The organism is Paenirhizobium selenitireducens ATCC BAA-1503 (assembly GCF_000518785.1).
Lineage (GTDB): Bacteria > Pseudomonadota > Alphaproteobacteria > Rhizobiales > Rhizobiaceae > Allorhizobium > Allorhizobium selenitireducens.
Window position 1 is genome coordinate 334575 of record NZ_JAEG01000001.1, and the last position, 25254, is coordinate 359828.

The following is a 25254-nucleotide window of genomic DNA, read 5'->3' on the forward strand; positions in this document are numbered from 1 at the left end:
TTGTCAAGCCGAACGGGAGCTGCGGTAGACCGACACGCCCAATTCGCGGATTTTCTTGCGAAGCGTATTGCGGTTGAGACCGAGCAGATCGGCGGCCTTGATCTGGTTGCCGCGGGTCGCCGTCAGCGCCGCGAGAATCAGCGGATACTCGACTTCCGTCAGCACCCGTTCATAGAGGCCGGACGGTGGCAGGGCGTCGCCGAAGCCGGAGAAATAGGTTCGCATGTTCTCCTCCACCGCCTGGGCGATCGTCATTGGACCGGACGGAACGCCGGCCTTGGCGATCGGGCTGTCGGATATGTCAGAGCGCAATTCCTGATCGACGATTTCGCGCGAAATGATGTCCTGCGGATAGAGCGCCATCAGGCGCCGCACGACGTTTTCCAGTTCGCGCACGTTGCCCGGCCAGGAATAGGACTTCAGCACTTCCAGCGCCTCCTGGTCGAAACGCTTCGGATCAAGGCCTTCCTTCTCGCCCTGCTGGGTGAAATGCCGCACCAGATCCGGAATGTCCTCGGCCCGGTCGCGCAGCGGCGGCAGCCGGAGCGGCACGACATTCAGGCGATAATAAAGGTCTTCGCGGAACAGGCCCTGATTGATCGACTGCTTGAGATCCTTGTTGGTCGCAGCAACGATTCGCACGTCGGTACGGATCGGCGTGCGGCCGCCGACAGTCGTATATTCGCCCTGCTGCAGCACGCGCAGCAGCCGGGTCTGGGCATCCATCGGCATGTCGCCGATCTCGTCGAGGAAGAGCGTGCCGCCCTCCGCCTGTTCGAAGCGCCCGGTGGAGCGGGTTTGCGCCCCGGTAAAGGCGCCCTTCTCGTGGCCGAACAGCTCGGACTCGATCAGGTCGCGCGGGATCGCCGCCATGTTGATCGCCACGAACGGGCCGTTGCGGCGCTTGCCGTAGTCGTGCAGCGCGCGGGCCACCAGTTCCTTGCCGGTGCCCGATTCGCCGGTGATCATCAGCGTCAGGTCGGTCTGCATCAGGCGCGCCAGCACGCGGTAGATTTCCTGCATGGCGGCGGAGCGGCCGACCAAGGGCATGCCGTCCTGTGTGTCGTCGTCGAGCCGCGCCGGCTTCTTCTTCGGCTCAGCGAGCGCGCGTCCGATGATGGCGATCAGTTCGGTGAGGTCGAACGGCTTCGGCAGGTAGTCGTAGGCCCCCTTCTCCGACGCCTTGATCGCGGTCATGAAGGTGTTCTGCGCACTCATCACCAGGACCGGCAGGTCGGGCCGCGCCTTCTTGATGCGCGGCAGCAGGTCGAAGGCGTTTTCGTCGGGCATGATGACGTCGGTCACCACAAGATCGCCCTCTCCAGCCGATATCCACCGCCACAACGTCGCCGCGTTGGAGGTGATGCGGACATCGTAGCCCGCCCGCGTCAGCGCCTGGTTGAGCACGGTGCGGATGGCGGCGTCGTCGTCAGCGACAAGAATCGTGGCAGTCATCGGGTGCTTCCTGTGGATTTCGCCGGAAAGGAGTCGTCGAGCGCGATGTCCTTGGAGACGGGCATCAGCACGCGGAACGTGGTTCGGTTGGCCTGGCTTTCGCATTCGACGATGCCGCCATGGCCGTCGATGATCTTGGCCACCAGCGCCAGCCCCAGGCCGGAGCCGTTGGTCTTGGTGGTGATGAACGGATCGAACAGGTGCGGCAGCAGGTCGGACGGAACGCCCGGACCGTTGTCATGCACGCAGAATTCGAGCGGCAACGAGATCTTTTCGCGCGTGCCCGCAACCGAAAGGCGGATGCCTGGACGATAGGCGGTCGTCAGCTGGATTTCGCCGTCCGGGCGGTCCCCGACCGCTTCCGCCGCATTCTTGATGAGGTTGAGGAAGACCTGCACCAACTGGTCGCGGTTCGCATAGACCGACGGCAGTGATGGGTCATAGTTTTCAGTGATCTTGATATGCCGGGCGAATCCGGCCTTGGCGATCGCCTTCACATGGTCGAGCACCGAATGGATGTTGAGGGCGATGCGATCGACCGGACGTTCGTCGGAGAAGACCTCCATGCGGTCGACGAGCGAGACGATGCGATCGGTCTCGTCGCAGATCAGCCGGGTCAGCGGCCGGTCCTCGTCCGGAACCGAGGTTTCGAGAAGCTGGGCGGCACCCCGGATGCCCGACAGCGGGTTCTTGATCTCATGCGCCAGCATCGAGGCAAGGCCGGTCACAGAACGGGCGGCGGTGCGGTGGGTCAGCTGCCGGTCGATCTTGTCGGCCATCGAGCGCTCCTGCAGCACCACGACGACGCTGCCCGGCTGGCTGAGCACCGGTGCGACATAGAGATCGACCAGCTTTTCCTGGCCGAGACGCGGCGAACTCAGGTCGACACGGTATTCGTTGACCGGGGCGCGGCGCTCGCGCACCTGCTCGATCAGCGCCAGCAACGGGCTGCCGAAGGGAATGAAGGTCGAGATGCGGTAGCGCCGCAGATGGCTGGCGCTCGCCCCGAAGAAGGCCTCGGCCTCCCAGTTGGCAAAGACGATGTGACCATCGGAATCGACCATGACGACCGGATGCTGGATGGCATTCAGCACCGCCATGGCCACGCTGTTGCTCAGGTTTTCCTCGGTCATGCAGCCTCCCGCCGGCGATCCGTATCCATTGCCGCATCCGCGAGGCATCGCCCCAGCGCCTTCGAGACGAAGGCCGGATCCCTGGACGTCATGATTTCCGCCTTTTGCCCGGCCGGGACATCCGGCGCGAACCGTTCCAGATACCAGCCGACATGTTTTCGCGCATGCCTGACCCCGACATCGGCGCCGTAGTGGCCGAGCATCGCCTCATAGTGCCCGGCGGCAAGGTCGGGGATCTCGCAGCGATCCGGTCCCACATGGCCGGCGACCCAGCCGGCATGCCACGGCCGTCCCTGGCAGGCGCGGCCGACCATGACGGCATCGGCACCCGAACGACGAAGGATTTCCTCGGCATCCTCGCGGGTCTCGACATCGCCATTGGCCACGAGCGGCACGGAGATCACATCGCGCACGGCGGCGATCGCGTCCCAGTCGGCCCGTCCCTCGTAGAACTGCATGCGGGTGCGGCCATGCACGATGATCATCTGCACACCGGCCGCTTGCGCACGCGTCGCGATCTCCGGAGCGTTCAGCGAATTTTCGTCCCAGCCCAGACGCATCTTCAGGGTCACCGGAACCTTGACCGCACGAACCGTCGCCTCAATGAGCGACAGGGCGTGATCGGGATCACGCATCAGCGCCGAGCCGGAATAGCCGCCGATCACCTTTTTCGCCGGGCACCCCATGTTGATGTCGATGATGTCGGCGCCATTGGCCTCGGCGATCCGCGCCGCCTCCGCCATCCAGTGCGCCTCCCGGCCGGCAAGCTGGACCATGTGCGGCGTCAGCCCCGCACCCTTCAGGCGCGACCAGGATTCGGCGGCATTGTGCACCAACTCCTTGCTGGCCACCATCTCGGTCACGACCAGGCCGGCGCCAAAACGCCAGGCGAGCTGCCGGAACGGCAAATCGCTCACACCGGACATCGGCGCCAGGATCACGCGATTGCGGATCGCGATCGGACCGATCTCGAACGGTGACTGCAGTGCGCTTGAACTCAATTGATTATCTTTCAGGCATTCGAGGTATATGCACGATTTTTAGCCATTAAATCTCGCCTTGCCAAGGGCTTTCCTCGAGCCTGCAACTAAATTCGAACGGATGCTGGAAAATCGATCTGGCAGCCGGTAGACCACACCGACGAGTTTTCTATGTCAAGGCCGGACACTGCAATGCAGCAATGCACGAAAACAGCCATCGGCATCATTGTCGTCGCCGCGGGACGCGGCGAGCGTGCCGGCTCATCTGTCGAGGGACCCAAACAATACAGGCGAATCGGCGGAAAGCCGGTAATCGTCCATACGCTGGAGAGATTTATTGCCTGGCCGAAGACGGCAAGGATCGTCGCGGTCATCCATGCTGATGATACCGCACTTTTCGAGGATGCCCGCAACGGTCTGTCCGGCGGGGTAGCCATCGATGTGTGTCTCGGCGGCAGGACGCGCCAGCAATCGGTGCTGGCGGGCCTGAGGGCGCTCTCCGGCTCCGGCATCACCCATGTGATGATCCACGACGCCGTGCGCCCCTTCTTCGACGAAGATCTGCTCGAGCGGATTGCCGCGGGGATCGAGGCCGGCGAAACCTGCCTTCTGCCCGCCATGCCGGTCACCGACACGCTGAAGCGCGGCGACGCGGCCGGCCTCGTCGTCGAGACCGTCCCGCGTGCCGGCCTGTTCGGCGCCCAGACCCCGCAGACCTTCGCCTACCCTGCGATCCTTGCGGCCCACGAGGCGGCAGCGACATCCGGGTTGGACGAATTTACCGACGACGCCTCGATCGCCGAATGGGCGGGCCTGCCGGTCCGCCTGGTCGAGGGGTCGCCCGACAATGTGAAACTGACGCTGCAAAGAGATATCGCCATGGCCGATGCCAAGCTCACCCCCCACGGCCTGCCGGATGTGCGCACCGGAAACGGTTACGACGTGCACCAGCTGGTGCCGGGCGACGGGGTCACGCTCTGCGGCATCTTCATCCCGCACGATCAGGCGCTGAAGGGCCATTCCGATGCGGATGTCGCCCTGCATGCGCTGACCGATGCGCTGCTCGCCACCTGCGGCGCCGGCGACATCGGCGACCATTTCCCGCCCTCGGATCCGCAGTGGAAGGGCGCGCCATCGCGCATCTTCCTCGAACATGCCGCCCGAATCGTCCGTAAGGCCGGCGGCACCATCATGAACGCCGACATCTCGCTGATCGCCGAGGCGCCGAAGATCGGCCCGCACCGCCAGGCGATGCGCGAGAAGCTTGCCGAGGTGCTCGCCATTTCGCTCGATCGCTGCTCGGTCAAGGCGACCACCAACGAGACCATCGGCTTCGTCGGCCGGCGCGAGGGCATTGCCGCGATCGCCACCGCAACCGTCGTCTTCGCGGGGGATGCCCGATGAGTCTCTATCCGGCCGACATCGAATCAACGGCGGCCCGGATCATTTCCGCCTTCGGTGCGCGCAGGCTGACGCTTGCCACCGCCGAATCCTGCACCGGCGGCCTGATCGTCGGCGCGCTGACCGAGATTTCCGGCTCGTCCGCCGTCGTGGACCGTGGCTTCGTCACCTATTCCAACCAGGCCAAGATCGACCTGCTCGGCGTTGGCTCCGAGACGCTGGAGCGTTGCGGTGCCGTGTCGCGGCAGACCGCCATGGAAATGGTCGAGGGCGCCTTGAGCCGCTCGGGCTGCGATGTGGCCGTGGCGGTCACCGGCATTGCCGGTCCGGGCGGCGGCACGGAGGAAAAGCCCGTCGGACTGGTCCATCTGGCGGCGAGATCGCTGAACGGTCCCCTCCTCCACCGCGAAATGCGCTACGGCGACTTGGGCCGCACCGAAATCCGCCTCGCGACGGTCCGCACCGCGCTTGAAATGCTGATCGAGGCGGTGGGCTGAGATGGCCGGGATGCGTTGGATCGCGGAAACCGCCCGCACCGTGCTGAACGCCGCCCTGGCGCTCTGCCTTATGACTTCGGCTGCGCCGGCCGCATCCTCGCCCTATGCCCCGGGGGCCATCGCGCCGACACCCGACCAGGCCGCGCTAGATCGGGCTCTCACCGAATTCTATGGCCAGTGGAAGTCGATCTATCTTCGCGAGGGCTGCGGCGAAGGCCGTGTCCTCGTGCGCACCGACGGCGACGGCAAGCCCACCTATGGCGGCTCGGCCAAGGCGACGATCACTGTCTCCGAGGCCCATGGCTACGGCATGCTCGCAACCGTGATGATGGCGGATTTCGATGCCGACGCCCATCGGCTGTTCGACGGCATGGTGCGCTTTTTCCACGACCATCCGGCCAGCTCCGATCCGGGCCTGATGGCCTGGAACCAGGTGGAGGATTGCACGGATGCCGGCGAGGATGTCGGGGGTTCCAACAGCGCGACCGACGGCGATCTCGACATCGCCTATGCGCTGCTGCTGGCCGAGCGCCGCTGGGGCAATGGCGGCTCGTTCGACTATGGCGCCGAGGCGCGGCGCGTGATGACCGCCATCCTCGCCCATGAAGTCGCCCAGCCGGGCAATATCCTGTTGATCGGCGACTGGGCCAAGACGGGCGACGACGCGACCTATGCCGCGACGACCCGTTCGTCGGACTTCATGCAGTCCCATTTCGCCGCCTTTGCCGAACGCACAGGCGACCGGCGCTGGCTCGACCTGCGCGACGCGATCTACGGCGTCATCACGACCGTCGGCGAGAAATATTCCCCCCGCACCGGCCTCATGCCCGATTTCATCGTCGGCCTTCCGGACGAGCCGAAACCCGCACCGGCCGGCTTTCTCGAAGGCGACCATGACGGCGGCTATTCGTGGAACGCCGCCCGTTATCCCTGGCGGGTCGGCCTGGACTTCCTGCTCACCGGCGACGAGCGGGCGCTGAAGGCGCTCAGACCGCTGAACGCCTGGGCAAGAGAGGCGACCAAGGGAAGACCGGAACGCTTCGCCGACACCTACCGGCTGAACGGCAAGCCCGCGCCCGACGCCGGCCACGACCAGATGGCCTTCGTCTCGATGCTCACCGTATCCGCCATGATCGATGCCGACAACCAGGACTGGCTCGACGCCCTGTGGGCCTCGATGGAGAAAAAGCCGGTGGCCGAGGAAGACTATTTCGGCAATACGCTGAAGCTGATGGGCATGATCGCCGTCACCGGCCACTGGGCCAAGCCCTGATCCAGTATTGTCACGGTCAGTCGGTGTAGATCTTGTCGGCCCGCGTCTCGAAGGCTTCGGCGAACATGCGGAAGGCCCGGTCGAACATCGAGCCCATCAGCGCGCCGAGAATGCGGTTCTTGAACTCGTAGTCGATGAAGAAATGCACCGAGCAGCCGCCGTCGCCGGCCGCCTCGAATCGCCAGCGATTGTCGAGATAGCGGAACGGCCCCTCGATATATTTGACGTCGATGGCAAGTTCAGCCGGGTTCAGCAGCACCTGGGTGCTGAAAGTCTCGCGGATCGCCTTGTAGCCGACCGTCATGTCGGCGACCAGCAACTCCTTGCCGTCACGCTCGCGCCGCGAGCGGATGGTCAGCGCCTCGCACAACGGCAGGAATTCCGGATAGCGCTCCACATCGGCGACGAGAGCGTACATCCGTTCGGGAGAATGCTTGACGGGGCGGCGGGTTTCAAATTGCGGCATGCGCGAGAGCTAATGTCGCCCGTCGAGATTGGCAAGTAGGGCGCGGCTGTCGCCACGCGATTTCAACACCAGAAGCGGAAATTCCCCTTCATATGCCGCCAGCCTCTCGATGATCTTCGGTGCCGAATCGCGCTCGAAATGCCAAACATAGCGCAGGAATTCCAAAGTCAGTCGCTCCGGGCAGCCCTCGGCCATTTCTGGGCGGGTGCGTCCGGCATAGCGAAACCAACGAGTGACGACACCGTAGAGCGATACGTAGCGGGGCGGACGCAGCCAGATCACCAGGTCGGCGCGTGCCAGGCGCTCAGGCAGCGTCCGCGGGCTCGTCCCGTCCATCACCCAGCGCGGCAAGGCGACGAGCTCGGCGATCCGCCGGTCCGCATCGTCGCGGAGCCGTTGCTGCCAGCCGGGCAACCAGAACACGTCCCGGTCCATCGAAATGTACTGCAATCGAAAGCGTTCGCCGAGCGCTCGCGCGAGCGTGCTCTTGCCGCTGCCCGAGCAGCCGATCACCAGGATACGCGCAGCATCCGGCAATAATCGAACCGCCTCGGCCCTGTCGATCAAACGGGATACCATTCAGATCTCACGAAACATGAGCTGCACCAGCTTTCCCGCGTGCTGTAACAGGCCCCCATGAAAGTCTCTTGACCATCCCGTCCAGCAGGACGAGCCGCGCTGCGGTTTCAGCGGCGGGCGGAGGGCACCGGCTCGCCGGGACGCGGATTACCGATGGGGAACCATTTCCGCTTGGCAAGCCCGAGCTTGACGCCAAGATCCTCGAAAATCCACGGAATGACCTGCTTGCGCCCCTTGACGAAAGGAAGAGCCGCCGTGTCGAGATGAATGAACGGCAGAAACGGGTTGGGGCGCTGCGACGCATAGATTTCCACGCGGATCGACGGTCGTGCCGATAAGCCGCGCGCATGGAAACCGAAGGTATCGCCGACGACCAGCGTATTGGCCGGCACGGAAAACACCGTCGGTTCGGGCAGATGCAGGTACTTCAGCTCTTCGCGGGTCAGGCGGAAGGCACCGCCTCCGTGTTTGCGCGCGGCAAGGATGCTCCTGCGCTTGTGCCAGGCAAGCCGGCGCCGCGTCAACCTGTGCGACCCCTTCACATAGGTGAACGGCCCCTCGTCGGTCGGCACGTCATGCAGGAAGAACCAGGCCTTCACGGTCGAGTGGAAGGTATCCATATGCAGGTTGGTCTGCGGATCCTTGCCCTTCTCCATTGGAGAGGCGTCCGCGAAGATCGTCTGAACGCTGATCACCGGCTCCACGTCGAAGCCGCCAACATAGCGGATCAGGTTGGTCCATTCCGGGCTTTCGAGGAAGGCCTTGACCGCCGGGAGCCTGGCAACCACCTCCGGCGTCAGCGGCGTGCGCCGGGTCACCGCATTGCCTTCATACATCTCCCGCGCGGGAACCTGAAGACCTTCGATTTCGGCCACCAGTTGACGGAACTGATCCGCCGGCACCAGGTCGCGCTTTTCGACATAGCCGTTCTCGGCATAGGCCTGCCGGTCGGCCGGCGCGACAAGATGCTCAAGCTTTCGCCGGCGGTAGTCGACCATGCGGGCCGCAGCCTTGACGCGCCACACGTGCAGTCCGCGCCGATTAAGCGCCTCGCTGCCGATGATGGGATTGCTGGAAAAGGCCTTCTCCCCGGTCAGGATCTGGATCGCGTACCAGGGGGAGAACAGAATGTCCTTCAGCTTCAGCGCCATGCAACACTCCTCGATCGGTCAAACCTGCGGCGCGCAACCTAACGTCGTTCGCCCGCCCTGTCGACTATCGTGTGGCCCAGAGTTTCTCGCGATTGGCCTTGAGACGGGCAAAATCGTCGCCGGCGTGATGCGACGAGCGCGTCAGCGGGCTGGCCGACACCATCAGGAAACCCTTGGCATAGGCGACCGTCTCGTAGGACTTGAATTCGTCCGGCGTGACGAAGCTCATCACCTTGTGGTGCTTGCGGGTCGGCTGCAGGTACTGGCCGATCGTCAGGAAGTCGACATCGGCGACGCGCAGGTCGTCCATCAGCTGCAGCACTTCATTGCGCTCCTCGCCAAGGCCGACCATGATGCCGGACTTGGTGAACATGGTCGGATCGAGTTCCTTGACCCGCTGCAAAAGCCGGATCGAGTGGAAGTAGCGTGCGCCCGGACGCACCGTCAGATAATTGCCGGGCACCGTTTCCAGATTGTGGTTGAAGACGTCGGGCTTGGCGGCGACCACCCGCTCCAGCGCGCCCGGCTTCTTCAGGAAGTCGGGCGTCAGGATCTCGATCGTCGTTTCCGGCGAAGCGGCGCGGATGGCGAAGATCACCTTCTCGAAATGCTCGGCGCCGCCGTCTTCCAGATCGTCGCGGTCGACCGAGGTGATGACCACGTGGGAAAGGCCCATCTGCTTCACCGCCTTGGCGACGTTCTCCGGCTCGGCCATGTCCAGCGCATTGGGCTTGCCGGTCGCGACATTGCAGAAGGCACAGGCGCGGGTGCAGATCTCGCCCATGATCATGAAGGTGGCGTGCTTCTTGTCCCAGCACTCGCCGATATTGGGGCAGCCGGCCTCCTCGCACACCGTGACGAGCTTGTTGTCCTTCACGATCGACCGCGTCTCGGCATAACCCTTGGAGGTCGGCGCCTTGACGCGGATCCATTCCGGCTTGCGCATCACCTCGGTATCCGGGCGATGGGCCTTTTCCGGATGCCGGACGCGAGCCTGCGGATCATTGATCTTGTCGAGAATGGTAACCACGTGTCGTTACTCCGCGCCGCTTCTGCCGGGCGCTCTTAGCATTGATGGCTGTAGGTGAAAACCAGCGTGTCGGTCGTGGTGCGGCCTGTCGGCTGGCAGCGCTCCATGGTCTCGCGGCTGCCGCGCAGCGTCACGCGGGTCTGGTTACGGTCGACCGGACCTTCGACATAGTATTCGAGCGGCGTGCCGGGGCAATATTTCGAAAAGACCCGCGCCGTGCCCGAATAGCGGCCATTGACGTTGGAACCGTTGAACAGCAGCGTACCATGGGTGACGCCCGCGCTGCGCATGACCCGTTTGGGATGCTCATAGTAGAAGGCGCGCTGGTTGCCGGCGGCCTTGAGGCGCATCAGCGAGCCGTTATGGTCCCAGCAGCTGTCGGCAAGGGCAACGGCCGGCGCAAGAGCCAGCAGGCCCGAAGCGAAGAACAACGCGGTCCGTCCGGCGATACCTGCAAACATGCCCTGCCCTTCCCTTGTTGAGTGTGACCGCCGCGTCAGCGGCGAATGAGCTTCACCGCGTACAGCAGAAGGCTGGAGCCGACGAAACTGGTCAGCAGGAAGCCGAGCCAGTCGCCCTGAACCACGACGCCGAAGCGGCGGAAGATCGCCGCGGCCACCACCGCGCCGACAATGCCGATGATGATGTTCATGATGATGCCGTAGCGCATGCCCAGGAACTTGCCCGCCATCCAGCCGGCAAAGCCGCCGACGATGATGGTCAGGAACCAGCCAATCTCAAACCCAGCCATTGCCTACTCCTTCGCTTGAACAATCCCGCCCCTATATAGGCGGCGGGACCCGGCCTCACAACTCGCCTTTAGGCGTTGAGCGCCCTTCCATAGGCATCCAGAACGCTTTCCTTCAGCGTCTCGGAAATGGTCGGATGCGGGAAGATCGTGTGCATCAGCTCTTCCTCGGTGGTTTCGAGGTTCATCGCCACGACAAAGCCCTGGATCAGTTCGGTCACTTCGGCGCCCACCAGATGCGCACCCAGCAGTTCGCCGGTTTGTCTGTCGAAGATCGTCTTGACCATGCCCTGGTCTTCGCCAAGCGCGATCGCCTTGCCGTTGGCGACGAAGGGGAAGCGGCCGACGCGGATGTCGCGGCCTTCGGCCTTCGCCTTGGCTTCGGTCAGGCCGACGGAGGCCACCTGCGGATTGCAGTAGGTGCAGCCGGGGATCTTCGCCTTGTCCATCGGATGGACATTCGGCAGGCCGGCCAGCTTCTCGACGCAGATGACGGCCTCGTGCTCGGCCTTGTGGGCGAGCATCGGCGGACCGGCAACGTCGCCGATCGCATAGATGCCCGCGACGTTGGTCTTGCCGTAGCCGTCGATAGCGATGAAGCCGCGATCGGTCTTCACGCCGAGCGCTTCAAGCCCGATATTCTCGATATTGGCCTGCACGCCGACGGCCGAAATCATCCGGTCGGCCGTGATCTTCTCGACTGTTCCGTCCTTCTTCTCGACATGGGCGGTGATCGAATTGGCGCCCTTCTCGACCTTGGCGACCTTGGCCTCCAGCAGGATCTTCATGCCCTGCTTGTCGAACTGCTTCTTGGCGAAGGCCGAAATCTCGGCATCCTCGACAGGCATGACCTGGCTCATCACCTCGACCACGGTCACGTCGACGCCCATGGTGCGGTAGAAGGAGGCGAATTCGATGCCGATGGCGCCCGATCCCATGACCAGCAGAGACTTCGGCATGGAGTCCGGGTTCATCGCCTCGAAATAGGTCCAGATCAGCTTGCCGTCCGGCTCGATGCCGGGAAGCGCCCGCGGGCGGGCGCCGGTGGCGACGATGATGTGCTTGGCGGTGTAGGTGCCTTCGCCCAGCGTGTTCTTCGGCAGGGGCGCCTGCGGCTGGACGATCGTCTTGGTGGTCTTGGAAACGACGACTTCGCCGGGCTTGGTGAGCTTCGCCTCGCCCCAGATGATGTCGACCTTGTTCTTCTTCATCAGGAAGCCGACACCGCCGTTCATGCGCTCGGCAATGCCGCGCGAGCGGGCGATGATGGCCTTCAGGTCCGGCGTGATCTTGCCTTCGAGCGTCAGGCCGTAATTCTTGGCGTGTTCGGCGAGATGCAGGACTTCCGCAGACCGCAGCAAAGCCTTGGTCGGGATGCAGCCCCAGTTGGAGCAGATGCCGGCGAGGTGCTCGCGCTCGACGATCGCGGTCTTGAGGCCGAGCTGGGCGGCTCGGATCGCGGCAATGTAGCCGCCGGGGCCGGAGCCGATAATGAGAACGTCATAGGCATTCGACACTGGTCTTCATCTCCTCTTTGACGGGTGGGCCCCACCTTTGAGGCGGAGCCCTTCCGGGGGATGAAGCCGGGCCGGATCAGGCCTTGGTCAGCATCCCGTAGATTTCATCCTTCAGAACCATGCGCTGCTTGCGCATGGTTTCCATCTCGACGTCGCCGACCGGCTCCACTTCGGTTTCCGAACGATGGATGGCGCGGTTCACGTCGCGGTAATCCTCAAGCAGCTTGGCAAAACGCTCGTCGCTCAGCTTGAGCGCATGCATCTTGTCGGCATATTCCGGAAACTCGTCGTGGATTTCGTGCGGGGTATTCGACATTCGGTATCTCCTCTTGTGTCGGTCGATACCTGTAGCCTATTCACCCGAAAACGCCACTCCCTTGATCTTGATCAACTTTCGCCCGGCATTTCGTCAAATCCCCAACAGCATGCGCACCACCGGCTCCATCCCTCGCCCGAGCGCGCGGGTGTTTTCGGCATCGAGATGGATGCCGTCGAGCGGGCTGGTCCGCGAGACCGAACCGGCATCGAAAAACCCGCACCCTGCCTCATCTGCGAGGTCACGATAGAAGCTCGCCAGCATCGCCGATTCGTCCAAAGCGCCGCGGAACATCGCGGCGAAATGCACATTCGACGTCTCGCAGATCGCCGGCGGCGCAACGACCAAAATCTCCGGCACCTCGAAGCCAAAACCCCAGTCGTGGTGCCGGATCAGCTTGACCAGCCGGTCGATCCCCTTGGTCGCTCCGATCGCCGTGCCGGCAATACCGCGCTTCATGTCATTGGTGCCAAGCAGCAGGATGACCAGGTCGAGCGGCTTGTGGCTCTCCAGGACGCTCGGCAGCAGCTTCACGCCATTGCGCTCGCAATCGGCGAGATGGTCGTCATAGGCGGTCGTGCGCCCGTTCAGTCCTTCGGCGATCACGTTGACCTCAGGTCCGAGCGCCGCGCCGAGCACGCTCGGCCAGCGGTCGCCATGCGAATGGCGACCGACCGTTTGCGGATCATAGCCCCAGGTCAGGCTGTCGCCGTAGCAGAGCACGGTTTTCATGCCGTCCGCCTCCGCCCTTAGACGAGCATACCCATCGGGTTCTCGATGTAGCGCTTGAACGCGCCGAGCAGTTCGGCCCCGAGCGCGCCGTCGACGCAGCGATGGTCGGTCGACAGCGTCACCGACATGACATTGGCGATCTTCATCTCGCCGTTCTTCACCACCACCCGCTGCTCGCCGGCGCCGACCGCAAGGATCGTCGCATGCGGCGGGTTGATGACGGCGGCGAACTGCTTGACGCCCATCATGCCCATGTTCGACACCGAGGTGGTGCCGCCCTGGTACTCTTCCGGCTTCAGCTTGCGATCCTTGGCGCGCTTGCCCAGGTCCTTCATCTCGTTGGAGATCGCCGAAAGGGTCTTGAGCTCCGCATGCCGGATGATCGGCGTGATCAGGCCACCCGGGATCGACACGGCGACGCCGACATCGGCGTGCTTGTGCTTGACCATGTTGGTCTCGGTCCAGGAGACGTTGGCATCCGGCACTTCCGTCAGCGCCATGGCCATCGCCTTGATGATCATGTCGTTGACCGAAAGCTTGTAGGCCGGTGCGCCATCCTTGCGGGGGGCGGCGTCGTTGAGCTGGGCGCGCAGCGCCATCAGCGCATCGAGTTCGCAATCGACGGTGACGTAGAAATGCGGAATGGTCTGCTTGGATTCGACCAGCCGCTTGGCGATGGTCTTGCGCATGCCGTCATGCGGCACGAGTTCGTAGGAACCCGCCTCGAACAACTTGAGCACGGCTTCTTCCGACGCACCCTTGGCCATGGCCGGCGCGGCAGCAGCCGGTGCAGCCGTCGTCGCAACCACCGGAGCAGCCTTGGCGCCACCGCTTGAAACGGCCTTTTCGACGTCACTCTTGACGACTCGGCCATGCGGACCGGAGCCCGACACGGCAGACAGTTCAACGCCGGCTTCCTTGGCCAGGCGACGGGCGAGCGGCGAGGCAAACACGCGCTCGCCGGACTTGGCGACGGGTGCAGGGGTCGAAGGCGCCGGTGCCTTGTCGGTTATCGGCTGAGATACGGCAGGCGCTGCTTCGACCTTGGCAGGAGCAGCTTCCGTCTTGGCGGGCGCAGCCTCGGCCTTTGCCGGTGCGGCAGACCCGCCGCCGGCCGCGGCGGCCGCAACGTCTTCGCCGTCCGCGGCGAGGATGGCGATCACGGCATTGACCTTGACCGCTTCCGTGCCGGCCGGCACGACGAGCTTGGCGACCGTGCCTTCATCGACGGCTTCGACTTCCATCGTCGCCTTGTCGGTCTCGATCTCGGCGATCACGTCGCCGGACTTGACCTTGTCGCCTTCCTTGACCAGCCACTTGGACAGATTGCCCTCTTCCATCGTGGGAGAGAGCGCCGGCATGGTGATATTGATCGGCATATTAATCCTCCGCCCACACAAGTTCAAACTGCGCAAGTTCTTCCGGATGCTCCATCAGCCAATCGACCTGCTCCGGAGGAACCTCGATATATCCGGCAACGTCTTCGAGCCAACCATCGACGGCACCGATCACACCAATTTCTTCTCGCGGAACGCCGACGATCGCCTCTGTTTCTTCAGTCTTGATCAAGGCCCAAAACACGATTCTTTCCAGAAGCGGATTCTCTTTCGTTCCAATCACTCTGAACCACGAACCTGAAACAGGTAGGATCTGCTTTACAGACGATTTCGACATCAGCCCGCCCCCTACTTGTAGCAGACGGTTTTGACCGCCTCGACCACTTCGCCGACATTCGGCAGAGCGAGCTTTTCGAGATTGGCGGCGTAAGGCATCGGAACGTCCTTGCCGGCGATCGTCAGGATCGGCGCATCGAGATAGTCGAAGGCCTGCTGCATGACGCGGGTGGCGATTTCGGTGCCGACCGACGACTGCGGATAGCCTTCCTCGACGGTCACCAGACGGCCGGTCTTCTTCACCGATTCAATCACGGTCGGCAGGTCCATCGGGCGGATGGTGCGAAGGTCGATGATCTCGACGTCGATGCCGTCCTTGGCCAGTTGCTCGGCGGCCTTGACCGCATAGGTCATGCCGATGCCGAACGAGACAATGGTCGCATCCTTGCCGACCTTGTGGATCCGGGCCTTGCCGATCGGCAGAACGAAATCATCCATCTTCGGCACCTCGAACGAATGACCGTAGAGGATTTCGTTCTCGAGGAAGATGACCGGGTTCGGATCGCGGATCGCCGCCTTCAACAGGCCCTTGGCGTCGGCCGCCGTATAGGGCTGGACGACCTTGAGGCCGGGGATATGGCTGTACCAGGCGGCATAGTCCTGGCTGTGCTGGGCGCCGACGCGCGCGGCTGCCCCGTTCGGACCGCGAAACACGATCGGCGCGCCCATCTGGCCGCCCGACATATAGAGCGTCTTGGCGGCCGAGTTGATGATCTGGTCGATCGCCTGCATGGCGAAGTTGAAGGTCATGAACTCGACGATCGGGCGAAGGCCGGCCATGGCCGCACCGACGCCAACGCCGGCAAATCCGTGTTCGGTGATCGGCGTGTCGACGACACGCTTGGGGCCGAACTCCTGCAGCAGGCCTTGGGTGATCTTGTAGGCACCCTGATATTCGGCGACTTCCTCACCCATGATGAAGACGTCCGGATTGGCGCGCATTTCCTCGGCCATGGCCTCGCGCAGCGCTTCACGCACCGTCATCGTCACCATTTCCGTGCCGGCCGGAACGTCCGGATCAGCGGCAATGGCGGCAACGGGCTGGGCCGGAACCGGGGCCGATGCGGCAGCCGGTGCGGCTGCGGCCGGAGCCGGGGCAGCTTCAGCAGGCGCCGCCTTGGGCGCGGCGACATCCGAGGCGCTTTCGCCGTCCTGCAACAGGATGGCGATCGGCGTATTGACCTTGACGCCCTCGGTGCCGGCGGCGATCAGCAGCTTGCCGAGCACGCCTTCATCGACGGCTTCGACTTCCATCGTCGCCTTGTCGGTCTCGATCTCGGCGATCACGTCGCCGGACTTGACGGCGTCGCCTTCCTTCTTGATCCACTTGGAGAGCGTGCCCTCCTCCATGGTCGGCGAAAGAGCCGGCATGAGAATTTCAACTGGCATCGTTTCCTCACCCATTTAACTTTTAATCTTCAAGCCGATTGTTTCGGCCAAACCAATACCACCAGCAGCACTGCAACAGCCAAGTTGCGGATGCGGAGAACGTACAAGGCAATTCTGTCCCCAGAACCAGCTTCACGCTTCAACTCGCGCGAAGACGTCGGTCGGGAAATCATGCCGAGCCAAAGCCTGGCACGCCCCTCGTTCACCGCCTTCTGCCCCAAATGCTGCCCGTAGAGAAATGCGGGCATAATGCCGACCAACGCCAGGAGCCAAGCATAATGGAATACACTTGCCGGCATACGCGGCAGGGCATCCCAGAATGTTCGGACCAATTCCATTGTCGGCCGTCCTCCCCGATTACAGAAGAATGTCGGTGTAGAGCTCGGATACATCCGGCTCCGGATCGGCCTGGGCGAAGTCGGCACTGTCGGCGACGATGTCGCGGACGTCCTTGTCGATCGCCTTCAGCTCGTCCTCGCTCGCCCAGCCCTTTTCGAGCAGGCGCGCACGCACCTGTTCGATCGGATCGTGTTCGGAGCGCATCTTCTGCACCTCGTCCTTGGAGCGATACTTCGCCGGGTCAGACATGGAGTGGCCGCGATAGCGGTAGGTCATCATTTCGAGGATGACCGGGCCCTTGCCGGTGCGGCAGTATTCGGCGGCCTGTTCGGCAGCCGCCCTGACGGCCCGCACGTCCATGCCGTCGACCTGAAGGCCCGGAATGTTGAAGGCGAGGCCGCGCTGGGCGAAATTGGTCTGGGCCGAGGCGCGCGACACCGAGGTGCCCATGGCGTAGCGGTTGTTCTCGATCACATAGATGACCGGCAGCTTCCACAGCTCGGCCATGTTGAAGCTCTCGTAGACCTGACCCTGGTTGGCCGCGCCGTCGCCGAAATAGGCGACCGAGATCTGACCGTTGTCGCGATAGTGGTTGGCGAAGGCCAGACCCGTGCCGAGCGACACCTGCGCGCCGACGATGCCGTGGCCGCCGTAGAAATTCTTCTCCTTGGAGAACATGTGCATCGAGCCGCCCTTGCCCTTGGACAAGCCGCCGCGACGCCCGGTCAACTCGGCCATGACGCCGCGCGCACTCATGCCGCAGGCCAGCATGTGGCCGTGGTCACGGTAGCCGGTAATGACCTGGTCGCCATCCTTCAGCGCCATCTGCATGCCGACGACGACCGCTTCCTGGCCGATATAGAGGTGACAGAAGCCGCCGATGAAGCCCATGCCGTAGAGCTGGCCGGCCTTTTCCTCGAAACGCCGGATCAGCAGCATTTCGCGATAGGCCTTCAGCTCGGTATCGCGATCGAACTCGGCGATCGCTCCTTCGCTGAAGTCCTTCTTGGCTGACTTGGCCGTCGTCTTGCGACCGGTAACAGTCGCGGCTTTTCGCGGCGCCATTCATCCCTCCCTAGGGTTATGTCGGATCTTTGTTGGACAGCAGAATAGGCAAGAAAGACGCGCTGGGCAATGCTATAAATGCATGGCTCTTATTCAATCTATCAGATTGAAAAACAACGACAATTCTAGATTAACCAGATTTCGGTTAATTCAGATAGCTGTCAAATATGACAATCTCGTCCGGCCGCGACATGTTGAGCTGATATCGCGCCTTCTCGTCCATCATGTCGCGCTCGAGCGAGCCGTCGCTCAACAATTGGACCTGGCGCTCCAGGCGCTCGCGACGCCCGACCAGTTCCGCAAGCTCGGCGCTTCGCGCGATGCGCTGCCGCTCGAAATCCTGCGCGGCGCGCAGGCCGTAGTCGCCATGGATGGAATGATAGCCGAAATAGGAAAGAAACGCGACAGTGACGGCAGGGAGAATGAGACGACCGAATTTTCTCTTCTTATGGTGCCTGGTCCACATGCGGATGATGCCTTGAAACGCAAAACTATCGTTTCAAATTATCGGTGATAGCTTAACCGATCGTTGACCGTGACGGCTCGCCCATGAAAAAAGCCGCGTCCCTTTCGGAACGCGGCTTTGGATGGTTGTGATCGACGCCGATCAGGCGCGCAGGATCGACGTGCCGGCGTAGCGTGCCTGGGGACCGAGCATTTCCTCGATGCGGATCAGCTGGTTGTATTTTGCCAGACGATCCGAGCGCGACAGCGAGCCGGTCTTGATCTGGCCGCAGTTGGTGGCGACTGCGAGGTCGGCGATCGTCGAGTCTTCGGTTTCGCCCGAACGATGCGACATGACGGCCGTGTAGCCTGCCTTGTGCGCCGTTTCGACCGCGTCGAGGGTTTCCGTCAGCGAGCCGATCTGATTGACCTTGACGAGGATGGAGTTGGCCACACCCATCTTGATGCCGTCGCGCAGGCGAGCCGAATTGGTGACGAACAGGTCGTCGCCGACCAGTTGGCACGAATTGCCGATCTTGTCGGTCAGCGCCTTCCAGCCGTCCCAGTCGTCCTCGGCCATGCCGTCCTCGATCGAGATGATCGGATACTTGGCAGCCAGCTCGGCGAGGTATTCGGCCATGGCTTCCGGCTCGAGCGTGCGGCCCTCGCCTTCCATCACATACTTGCCGTCCTTGAAGAACTCGGTCGATGCGCAGTCGAGCGCCAGATAGATGTCTTCACCCGGACGGTAGCCGGCCTTCTCGATCGACTTCATGATGAAGTCGAGGGCTTCCGGCGCGCTCTTCAGGCCCGGTGCAAAACCGCCTTCGTCGCCGACATTGGTGTTGTGACCCTGGGCCGCCAGTTCCTTGCGCAGCGTGTGGAAGACTTCCGAGCCCATGCGCACGGCATCGCGCATGTTGTCCGTGCCGACCGGCATGATCATGAATTCCTGGAAGTCGATCGGGTTGTCGGCATGGGCGCCGCCATTGATGATGTTCATCATCGGAACCGGGAGCACATGGGCGTTGGGGCCGCCGACATAGCGGTAGAGCGGCAGGCCGGTGGCTTCGGCGGCGGCCTTGGCGATGGCGAGCGAAACGCCGAGGATGGCATTGGCGCCGAGGCGCGACTTGTTCGCCGTGCCGTCCAGCTCGATCATCAGATTGTCGATCTGGATCTGGTTTTCGGCTTCAAGACCGCCGATCGCGTCGAAGATCTCGGTATTGACGGCCTCGACGGCCTTTTCGACGCCCTTGCCGAGATAGCGGCTGCCGCCGTCACGCAGTTCGACGGCTTCGTGCGCGCCGGTCGAGGCGCCCGACGGAACGGCCGCACGGCCCATGCTGCCGTCTTCGAGATAGACATCGACCTCGATGGTCGGATTGCCGCGGCTGTCGAGAATTTCGCGGCCGATAATGTCGGTGATGGCAGTCATGGGAGCCTCCCTGCTAATGGGTCGGATTGAGGATGGCCTGTCTTAATCGATGATGCGGAAAATACAATGGCAGCGACATGACAGAAGCCGAAAGGCAATGCCGACATTCGTCCCAATGCAAAACGCCGGCCCGAGGGCCGGCGTTCGCATCAATGATAGTCGCTGGATCGCCTTCAGGCAGCCTTGGCGATCGCGTCGAAGGCCAGCAGCTTTTCCAGCAGGCGCTTCATCTGGCTGATCGGCACCATGTTCGGGCCGTCCGAAGGGGCGTTGTCCGGATCCTGGTGAGTCTCGATGAACAGGCCGGCAACGCCGACGGCGACAGCGGCGCGCGCCAGCGTCTCGACGAACTCGCGCTGCCCGCCCGAGGAGCCGCCCTGGCCGCCCGGCTGCTGCACCGAATGGGTGGCGTCAAACACCACCGGCGCACCCATCGCCGCCATGATCGGCAGCGAGCGCATGTCGGACACCAGCGTATTGTAGCCGAACGAGGCGCCGCGCTCGCACAGAAGCACGTTCGGATTGCCGCTGGCATTGATCTTGTTCAGCACGTTCTTCATGTCCCACGGGGCGAGGAACTGGCCCTTCTTGACGTTGATCACGCGACCGGTCTGGGCCGCGGCGACCAGAAGATCGGTCTGGCGGCACAGGAAGGCCGGGATCTGCAGGACGTCGACGGTCGGCGCGACCAGCCGGCAGTGCTCTTCGGTATGCACGTCAGTGAGCACCGGGAAGCCGTATTCCTTCTTGAGATCGGCGAAGACCTCCATCGCCTTTTCAAGCCCGATGCCGCGCTCGGCAGAAAGAGAGGTGCGGTTCGCCTTGTCGAAGGACGACTTGTAGACGAGGCCGATGCCCAGCTCGCCGCAGATCTCCGAAAGCTGGCCGGCGATCATGAAGGCATGGTCGCGGCTTTCCATCTGGCAGGGGCCGGCGATCAGCGCAAAACGCTTGGAATTGGAGAAGACCGCCTTGGCGGTGCCGTCACCGACGACGACTTCGGAATGGGTCGGATTGCTCATGAAACCTCCTCGAATGCGAAGGGCACGCCCTGCCCCGCCTCGTGCGGAACGATCAGGCGCGCGCCGCGGCGGCTGAATGCGATGCCCTTACCAGCGAGAAGCCGCTCTGTCACGCCGATATCGGCGACCTTGACGACGATCAGCCGGCCCCTGAGCCCACGTCCACCACTCTCGGTGTCGAGGCCGAAATAGCCCGAAAGCCCGGCCGGCGTCAGCACCTCGATGGCGACGTTGGCCGATTGCAGCGACAGCCCGAAGGAATGCGCCTCGACCGCGCGCTGCTCGAACACTTCTTCCAGCAGGTACTGGAAGTCACTCGGATTGTCCTCGCCGAGCACGACGGTCGACAGGCCAAGCGCGCCGTTTTCGTGCCGCGCCAGCGCGCCGCGATCGGCCGGCAGCGGATTGACCCGCTCGCAGGCAAACAGGAAGAAGTCGGGCGACCGCAGGTCGGCGGCAAAGGCAAGCTTGAAGCCGCCCATGACCTCGGACCCGTCCGCCATCTTGAACATGCGTTCGAAATGCAGCATCGGACCGCCGGAAAAGCCCTCGGCGACGAAACGCCGGTGGTCGGCCTCCCCGTCTTCGGTCTTGACGACGATCGCCGAAAGCCCTTCCGGGCCGTTGCGGAAACGGAAGGCCTGGTCGCGGGCCACGAACATGTTGCCGGCCTTGGCCGCCGCTTCGCATTCCTCGCGGCTGGCGATCGCCAGTGGCTCGAGATAGGTGTCGTCGCCAAAGAACACGCAGGCATTCTCGGTTCCGAACGGATGGCGCGCATCGGGCGCCACGGTAAATCCGAGATCGGTGAGGCGTAATCGCGCCGCCTCGAGCGACTGGACGGGAAGAACGAGGTGGTCGAGACCCCGCGGCTTGTTCAGTTCGGACATTCGACACCTCTCGTCGGCGGGCGTGATCGCGCGGAGATTTGCGCCATTTGATCCGGCTTGGCAAGCTGGCGGAGCAAGCCCGATCTCTGTGCCGGCCCGCACGCTCCTCCTGGCCGGTGTCTCGTTCGGGCCGCTTTGCAAAGATTTTCATTTCGCACTGCACACTTCACGGAATCTTAGGCACTTGCGGAACACATATGGAACATATAGTGTATGTTCCGTATTTGTTTCACCAATTGGGGCTCCGAACATGCTGACGCGCAAGCAACAGGAACTGCTTCTGTTCATCCACGAACGGATGAAGGAATCGGGCGTTCCGCCCTCCTTCGACGAGATGAAGGACGCGCTCGACCTCGCCTCCAAGTCCGGCATCCACCGCCTGATCACGGCGCTGGAAGAACGCGGCTTCATCCGCCGCCTGCCCAACCGGGCCCGCGCGCTGGAGGTGATCAAGCTTCCGGAAGCCTATTCGCCGAGCCTGCAGCCGCGCCGCGGCTTCTCGCCCAGCGTCATCGAAGGCAGCCTCGGCAAGACGCCGCCCGTCGCACCGAAGGCGATCGAGGAGCCGTCGAATTCGGTCAGCGTGCCCGTCATGGGCCGCATCGCCGCCGGCGTGCCGATCTCGGCGATCCAGAACAACACCCACGACATCACCGTGCCGGCCGAAATGCTCGGCGCCGGCGAACACTATGCGCTCGAGGTCAAGGGTGATTCGATGATCGAGGCCGGCATCCTGGACGGTGACACCGTCATCATCCGCAACGCCTCCAACGCCAATCCCGGCGACATCATCGTCGCCCTGGTCGACGACGAGGAAGCGACGCTGAAGCGCTTCCGCCGCCGCGGCGCATCGATTGCGCTGGAAGCCGCAAACCCTGCCTACGAGACCCGCATTTTTGGCCCCGACCGGGTGAAGATCCAGGGCAAGCTGGTCGGCCTCATTCGCCGCTATCACTGACATCCTCGGCGGCCGCAGGGCCGCCGGAATCGCCAGTCGGCGTCGGGGCAATGGCGCCGTCGAGCACGGGATCGGCCTGAAAACTGTCGCTTCGCCAGTCATAGAGGCGATGGGCGGACCACGGCCGATAGCCGCCGGAGAACGACGCGATCACGCGAATGTCGCGCGCCTTTCTGTCTCCGAACCATAGCTCCACCGCGCCGCTGCGACGCAATGTCTCGGCCGTGAAAAGCCGGGCGCCCGAGCGGCAGGACGCAAACGCCACCCGCCGCGCCGACACGACGATGTCGGCCACGTCGCAGGCGCCGCCGACGAAGGCCGCGTCCTCCACCGTGGCGATCGCCCAGCCGCTGCCGAGCCGCGCCACGCACCAACTCTTGCCTTCACAGACAAACCGCCCCTCGCCCGCTGATTTCAATGCGCCACGCATGCGTTCACGCGCTTTGCCCAAATCATCCTCCGTCCATTTTGGCGCCTGCCGGTCCGGCGTCGTCGTCGCAGGCGGGGATTTGGCCGGCGGAGCAGCCGGCGCCGGTGCTTCCGCAGCCGGGAGACCGGTAACCGCTGTTCCCATATCCGCCGGTCCGAGATGTTCGTCAGCTCCGAGCGCCGCCTGCCATTGCTCGAAGATGAAGCGCGGCGGGCGCGCCCGGTTGGTGGCGAGGCCTTGCGGTGACAGGCGCAGCCCGACGAGCCGGCCGTCCTCCGAGATCATCACGTCGGCCGGGGGTGTGCTCGGCACCAGCACCGCCGTCGCGATCACTGCCGCGAGCAGGGCCGAGCCGGCATGCCGGAGCCAGGTGCGCAGCAGCGTCATCAGCAGAAGACCGATTGAGGCGACAGGCAGAAACCATGCGGGCATGCGGGCAAAGCCGATCGCCTCGCCCCAGCCGGCGACGCCGTGAGCGATCACCAGCACCCATTCGAGCCCGATGCCCATCAGCATGAGGAACGGCGCGTCGAGCCCGAAGGGCATGAGCAGCATGGCGACCAAGCCGGCCGGCATGACGAGGATCGAGATGATCGGCATGGCGGCGAGATTGGCCTCCAGCCCGTGCGGCGCCAGGCGGTGGAAATGGGCGATGGCGAAGATCGCCGTCGACAGCCCGCCGATCAGCGAGGTGAGGAAGGTGCCGGCCATCAGCTTGCCGCCCTCGCCGAGGAACCTCGCACCCGGGAAGCTCAACCTCAGGCCGGGGCTCCTGCGCGGCCTTGCCCGCCATGCCGCATAGCCGGCGATCAGGGCCGCGGTCGCTGCAAACGACATCTGGAAACTCGGTCCCATCACCGCCGATGGCGTCGTTGCGATGATGACGATCGCCGCCAGCGCCAGGTTGCGCAGGCTGATCGCCGGCCGGTCGAACAGCACGGCAACCAGCATGATCGCCGTCATCAGGAAGGCCCGGACGGCCGAGACCTGATAGCCGGAGATCAGCAGGTAGGCGAAGGCCGCAAACAGCGCGCCCGCCGCGGCGATCTTCTTGATCGGAAAGGCCTGGGCGAGCCCCGGCAGCAGGCTCAGCGCCATACGCAGCCCAACGAAGAAGATGCCCGAGGCGAGCGCCATGTTGAGCCCCGAGATCGCCGTGATATGGGCAAGGCCCGACAGCCGCAGCGCCTCGGTCGCGTCCCTCGACATCGATCGCCGCTCGCCGGTGATGATTGAGGCGGCAAAGGCGCCCGGATCGCCACCGATCACGCTGCGGATGCGAGTCGATATGGCATCACGCACGGAAAACAGCGTCCGCTCGGTCGCCGACCATACGCTCTCCTCGCCCGGCCCGGAACCCAGTCCGCGTGGGGCGCCGAGGAAGAAGCCGACGGCACCGATGCCGTCGAAATAGCTGGAGAAGGAGAAATCGTTGAGGCCGGGAAGCGCCGGCCCGGACGGCGGCGACAAGCGGGCCCGTCCCGTGAGCATCTCGCCGAGCATGGCCGGCGGTCCCTTCCCCCGCGCCAGCAGCGAAACCCGCTCCGGAGGGCGACGCAACCGGGGTTCGGCGGTCGATGTCAGGCGCACGACATAGCGCCACTCGCCGCTGGCGCCCGCCTCCCGCCGCTCGACCACCCCGGTCACCACCGTTGTCACGCCGCTGTCCAGCATGGTGGTAGCCCGGCGCCGCGCCTCGAGATCGGCCAGCAGCGTGCCGGCAAGCACGAGGGCGGCCACCGAGGCCAGCCGGCAGCCGGTATGGTTGCGGCCGGCGGGCAGCAGGCCTGCACACGTCGCGACGCAGCACAGGACCGCGAGTGCTGCGGTCGGCGGCGGCCGCCCGAGGCAGAACCAAAAGACGGCCCCGGCACCGAGGAACACCGGAACGAAATGGAAGAAATGGCCGTGATCGTGCTCCCGCCTGAGCGCGCCGTCGAAGCCTTCGGCGGCCCGTTGCAACCTTTCGCGAATGCGAACGAGGATGCCGGCTGTCGGCAGCCGTCGGGGAACGGTTTCCTGCGTCGCGACAAGCGCCGTCACCGGCGCCGGAAATGTGTCCGCCACCTCGGTCAGCACGACTTCCCGGTCGGCCACCACCGTCACCTGCCGCCCCCCAGACGCCCTGCCGGGCACCGATTCCGCCCCGAATACGAGGCGGTTCCCAGGGCAACAAATCTAACAAGCTATGCGTGCGTGTAAAAGCGTTTTCGCGCCAAAATCATTCAATCGATTTAACGCCGAATATTTCATCTTGTGCCTGCTTTCGCGATGCACAATTTGCCCTTTGGATAGCTTGGCATTAACTTCCGTATCATATAGCTACAT

26 protein-coding genes are annotated in these 25254 nt (G+C 63.8%); 4 read left to right on the forward strand and 22 right to left on the reverse strand.

The features are described from left to right. Positions 1–3: 3 nt before the first annotated feature. Genes ntrC through dusB form a run of 3 tightly spaced genes read right to left on the reverse strand, consistent with a single transcriptional unit; the run spans position 4 to position 3589 of the window. Positions 4–1455, reverse strand: coding sequence for a nitrogen regulation protein NR(I) (gene ntrC / locus L867_RS0101675; RefSeq protein WP_028735269.1), 1452 nt, complete (start codon positions 1453–1455; stop codon positions 4–6). Continuing rightward, complete coding sequence (locus tag L867_RS0101680) at positions 1452–2588, reverse strand: two-component system sensor histidine kinase NtrB (protein ID WP_028735270.1); 1137 nt, start codon at positions 2586–2588, stop codon at positions 1452–1454. Before L867_RS0101680 ends, ntrC begins: the two co-directional genes overlap by 4 nt. Beyond that, entirely contained in the window at positions 2585–3589 is a 1005-nt protein-coding gene (gene dusB / locus L867_RS0101685; RefSeq protein WP_028735271.1) for a tRNA dihydrouridine synthase DusB, read from the reverse strand. The genes L867_RS0101680 and dusB overlap by 4 nt, the downstream gene beginning before the upstream one ends. A gap of 171 nt (positions 3590–3760) precedes the next feature. Here dusB and L867_RS0101690 point away from each other — a divergent pair, with 171 nt between their 5' ends. From L867_RS0101690 to L867_RS0101700, 3 genes are read left to right on the forward strand one after another with little or no spacing between them, the layout of a single operon-like run. Further along, the gene (locus L867_RS0101690; RefSeq protein ID WP_028735272.1) at positions 3761–4972 is read left to right on the forward strand and encodes a bifunctional 2-C-methyl-D-erythritol 4-phosphate cytidylyltransferase/2-C-methyl-D-erythritol 2,4-cyclodiphosphate synthase; all 1212 of its coding nucleotides are present in this window, start codon (positions 3761–3763) and stop codon (positions 4970–4972) included. Then, a complete protein-coding gene (locus L867_RS0101695) occupies positions 4969–5466 on the forward strand; it encodes a CinA family protein (RefSeq protein WP_028735273.1) in 498 nt (165 codons plus the stop codon). Before L867_RS0101690 ends, L867_RS0101695 begins: the two co-directional genes overlap by 4 nt. Positions 5467–5476: 10 nt before the next feature. Continuing rightward, complete coding sequence (locus L867_RS0101700) at positions 5477–6739, forward strand: glycosyl hydrolase family 8 (protein ID WP_028735274.1); 1263 nt, start codon at positions 5477–5479, stop codon at positions 6737–6739. 16 nt (positions 6740–6755) lie between these two features. Here L867_RS0101700 and L867_RS0101705 read toward each other — a convergent pair whose 3' ends face one another. From L867_RS0101705 to L867_RS0101790, 18 genes are all read right to left on the reverse strand, one after another. Continuing rightward, on the reverse strand, positions 6756–7205 hold the full coding sequence (locus tag L867_RS0101705; RefSeq protein WP_028735275.1) for a type II toxin-antitoxin system RatA family toxin: 450 nt from the start codon (positions 7203–7205) through the stop codon (positions 6756–6758). 9 nt (positions 7206–7214) lie between these two features. Continuing rightward, entirely contained in the window at positions 7215–7784 is a 570-nt protein-coding gene (locus L867_RS0101710) for a P-loop NTPase family protein (RefSeq protein WP_028735276.1), read from the reverse strand. Between the two features lie 107 nt (positions 7785–7891). After that, positions 7892–8935, reverse strand: a complete 1044-nt coding sequence (locus L867_RS0101715) for a phytanoyl-CoA dioxygenase family protein (RefSeq protein WP_028735277.1) — start codon at positions 8933–8935, stop codon at positions 7892–7894. Between the two features lie 64 nt (positions 8936–8999). After that, the gene (gene lipA / locus L867_RS0101720; protein WP_028735278.1) at positions 9000–9965 is read right to left on the reverse strand and encodes a lipoyl synthase; all 966 of its coding nucleotides are present in this window, start codon (positions 9963–9965) and stop codon (positions 9000–9002) included. Positions 9966–10000: 35 nt separating this feature from the next. Next, positions 10001–10426, reverse strand: coding sequence for a hypothetical protein (locus L867_RS0101725; RefSeq protein ID WP_210163628.1), 426 nt, complete (start codon positions 10424–10426; stop codon positions 10001–10003). Positions 10427–10461: 35 nt separating this feature from the next. Beyond that, on the reverse strand, positions 10462–10716 hold the full coding sequence (locus tag L867_RS0101730) for a GlsB/YeaQ/YmgE family stress response membrane protein (protein ID WP_028735280.1): 255 nt from the start codon (positions 10714–10716) through the stop codon (positions 10462–10464). Between the two features lie 68 nt (positions 10717–10784). After that, entirely contained in the window at positions 10785–12230 is a 1446-nt protein-coding gene (gene lpdA, locus L867_RS0101735; RefSeq protein ID WP_028735281.1) for a dihydrolipoyl dehydrogenase, read from the reverse strand. A gap of 76 nt (positions 12231–12306) precedes the next feature. After that, the gene (locus L867_RS0101740) at positions 12307–12546 is read right to left on the reverse strand and encodes a YdcH family protein (protein ID WP_028735282.1); all 240 of its coding nucleotides are present in this window, start codon (positions 12544–12546) and stop codon (positions 12307–12309) included. Between the two features lie 93 nt (positions 12547–12639). Further along, on the reverse strand, positions 12640–13278 hold the full coding sequence (locus L867_RS0101745) for an SGNH/GDSL hydrolase family protein (RefSeq protein WP_028735283.1): 639 nt from the start codon (positions 13276–13278) through the stop codon (positions 12640–12642). 17 nt (positions 13279–13295) lie between these two features. Next, a complete protein-coding gene (locus L867_RS0101750; protein WP_028735284.1) occupies positions 13296–14657 on the reverse strand; it encodes a pyruvate dehydrogenase complex dihydrolipoamide acetyltransferase in 1362 nt (453 codons plus the stop codon). A 1-nt stretch (position 14658) separates the two neighbouring features. After that, positions 14659–14952 (reverse strand): hypothetical protein, encoded by a 294-nt coding sequence (locus L867_RS0101755; protein WP_104368028.1) that lies wholly within the window; start codon positions 14950–14952, stop codon positions 14659–14661. Positions 14953–14963: 11 nt separating this feature from the next. Continuing rightward, positions 14964–16340 (reverse strand): pyruvate dehydrogenase complex E1 component subunit beta, encoded by a 1377-nt coding sequence (locus tag L867_RS0101760; protein ID WP_028735286.1) that lies wholly within the window; start codon positions 16338–16340, stop codon positions 14964–14966. A gap of 29 nt (positions 16341–16369) precedes the next feature. Further along, positions 16370–16678 (reverse strand): hypothetical protein, encoded by a 309-nt coding sequence (locus L867_RS0101765; RefSeq protein ID WP_028735287.1) that lies wholly within the window; start codon positions 16676–16678, stop codon positions 16370–16372. A gap of 19 nt (positions 16679–16697) precedes the next feature. Continuing rightward, positions 16698–17744, reverse strand: a complete 1047-nt coding sequence (gene pdhA, locus L867_RS0101770) for a pyruvate dehydrogenase (acetyl-transferring) E1 component subunit alpha (RefSeq protein WP_028735288.1) — start codon at positions 17742–17744, stop codon at positions 16698–16700. A gap of 145 nt (positions 17745–17889) precedes the next feature. Beyond that, positions 17890–18210, reverse strand: coding sequence for an FtsB family cell division protein (locus tag L867_RS0101775; protein WP_028735289.1), 321 nt, complete (start codon positions 18208–18210; stop codon positions 17890–17892). Between the two features lie 141 nt (positions 18211–18351). Beyond that, positions 18352–19626: a phosphopyruvate hydratase gene (eno, locus tag L867_RS0101780; protein ID WP_028735290.1), complete on the reverse strand. Its 1275-nt coding sequence runs from the start codon at positions 19624–19626 to the stop codon at positions 18352–18354. Between the two features lie 173 nt (positions 19627–19799). Then, complete coding sequence (gene kdsA / locus L867_RS0101785) at positions 19800–20648, reverse strand: 3-deoxy-8-phosphooctulonate synthase (RefSeq protein ID WP_028735291.1); 849 nt, start codon at positions 20646–20648, stop codon at positions 19800–19802. Then, positions 20645–21538, reverse strand: a complete 894-nt coding sequence (locus tag L867_RS0101790; protein ID WP_028735292.1) for a VOC family protein — start codon at positions 21536–21538, stop codon at positions 20645–20647. The genes kdsA and L867_RS0101790 overlap by 4 nt, the downstream gene beginning before the upstream one ends. 250 nt (positions 21539–21788) lie before the next feature. Between L867_RS0101790 and lexA the strand changes: the two genes are divergently transcribed. Beyond that, complete coding sequence (gene lexA, locus L867_RS0101795) at positions 21789–22496, forward strand: transcriptional repressor LexA (protein WP_028735293.1); 708 nt, start codon at positions 21789–21791, stop codon at positions 22494–22496. On the opposite strand, the gene L867_RS24315 is transcribed toward lexA, so the two are convergent. Then, positions 22477–25032, reverse strand: a complete 2556-nt coding sequence (locus L867_RS24315) for a ComEC/Rec2 family competence protein (protein WP_232363855.1) — start codon at positions 25030–25032, stop codon at positions 22477–22479. The genes lexA and L867_RS24315 overlap by 20 nt on opposite strands. Positions 25033–25254 lie beyond the last annotated feature (222 nt).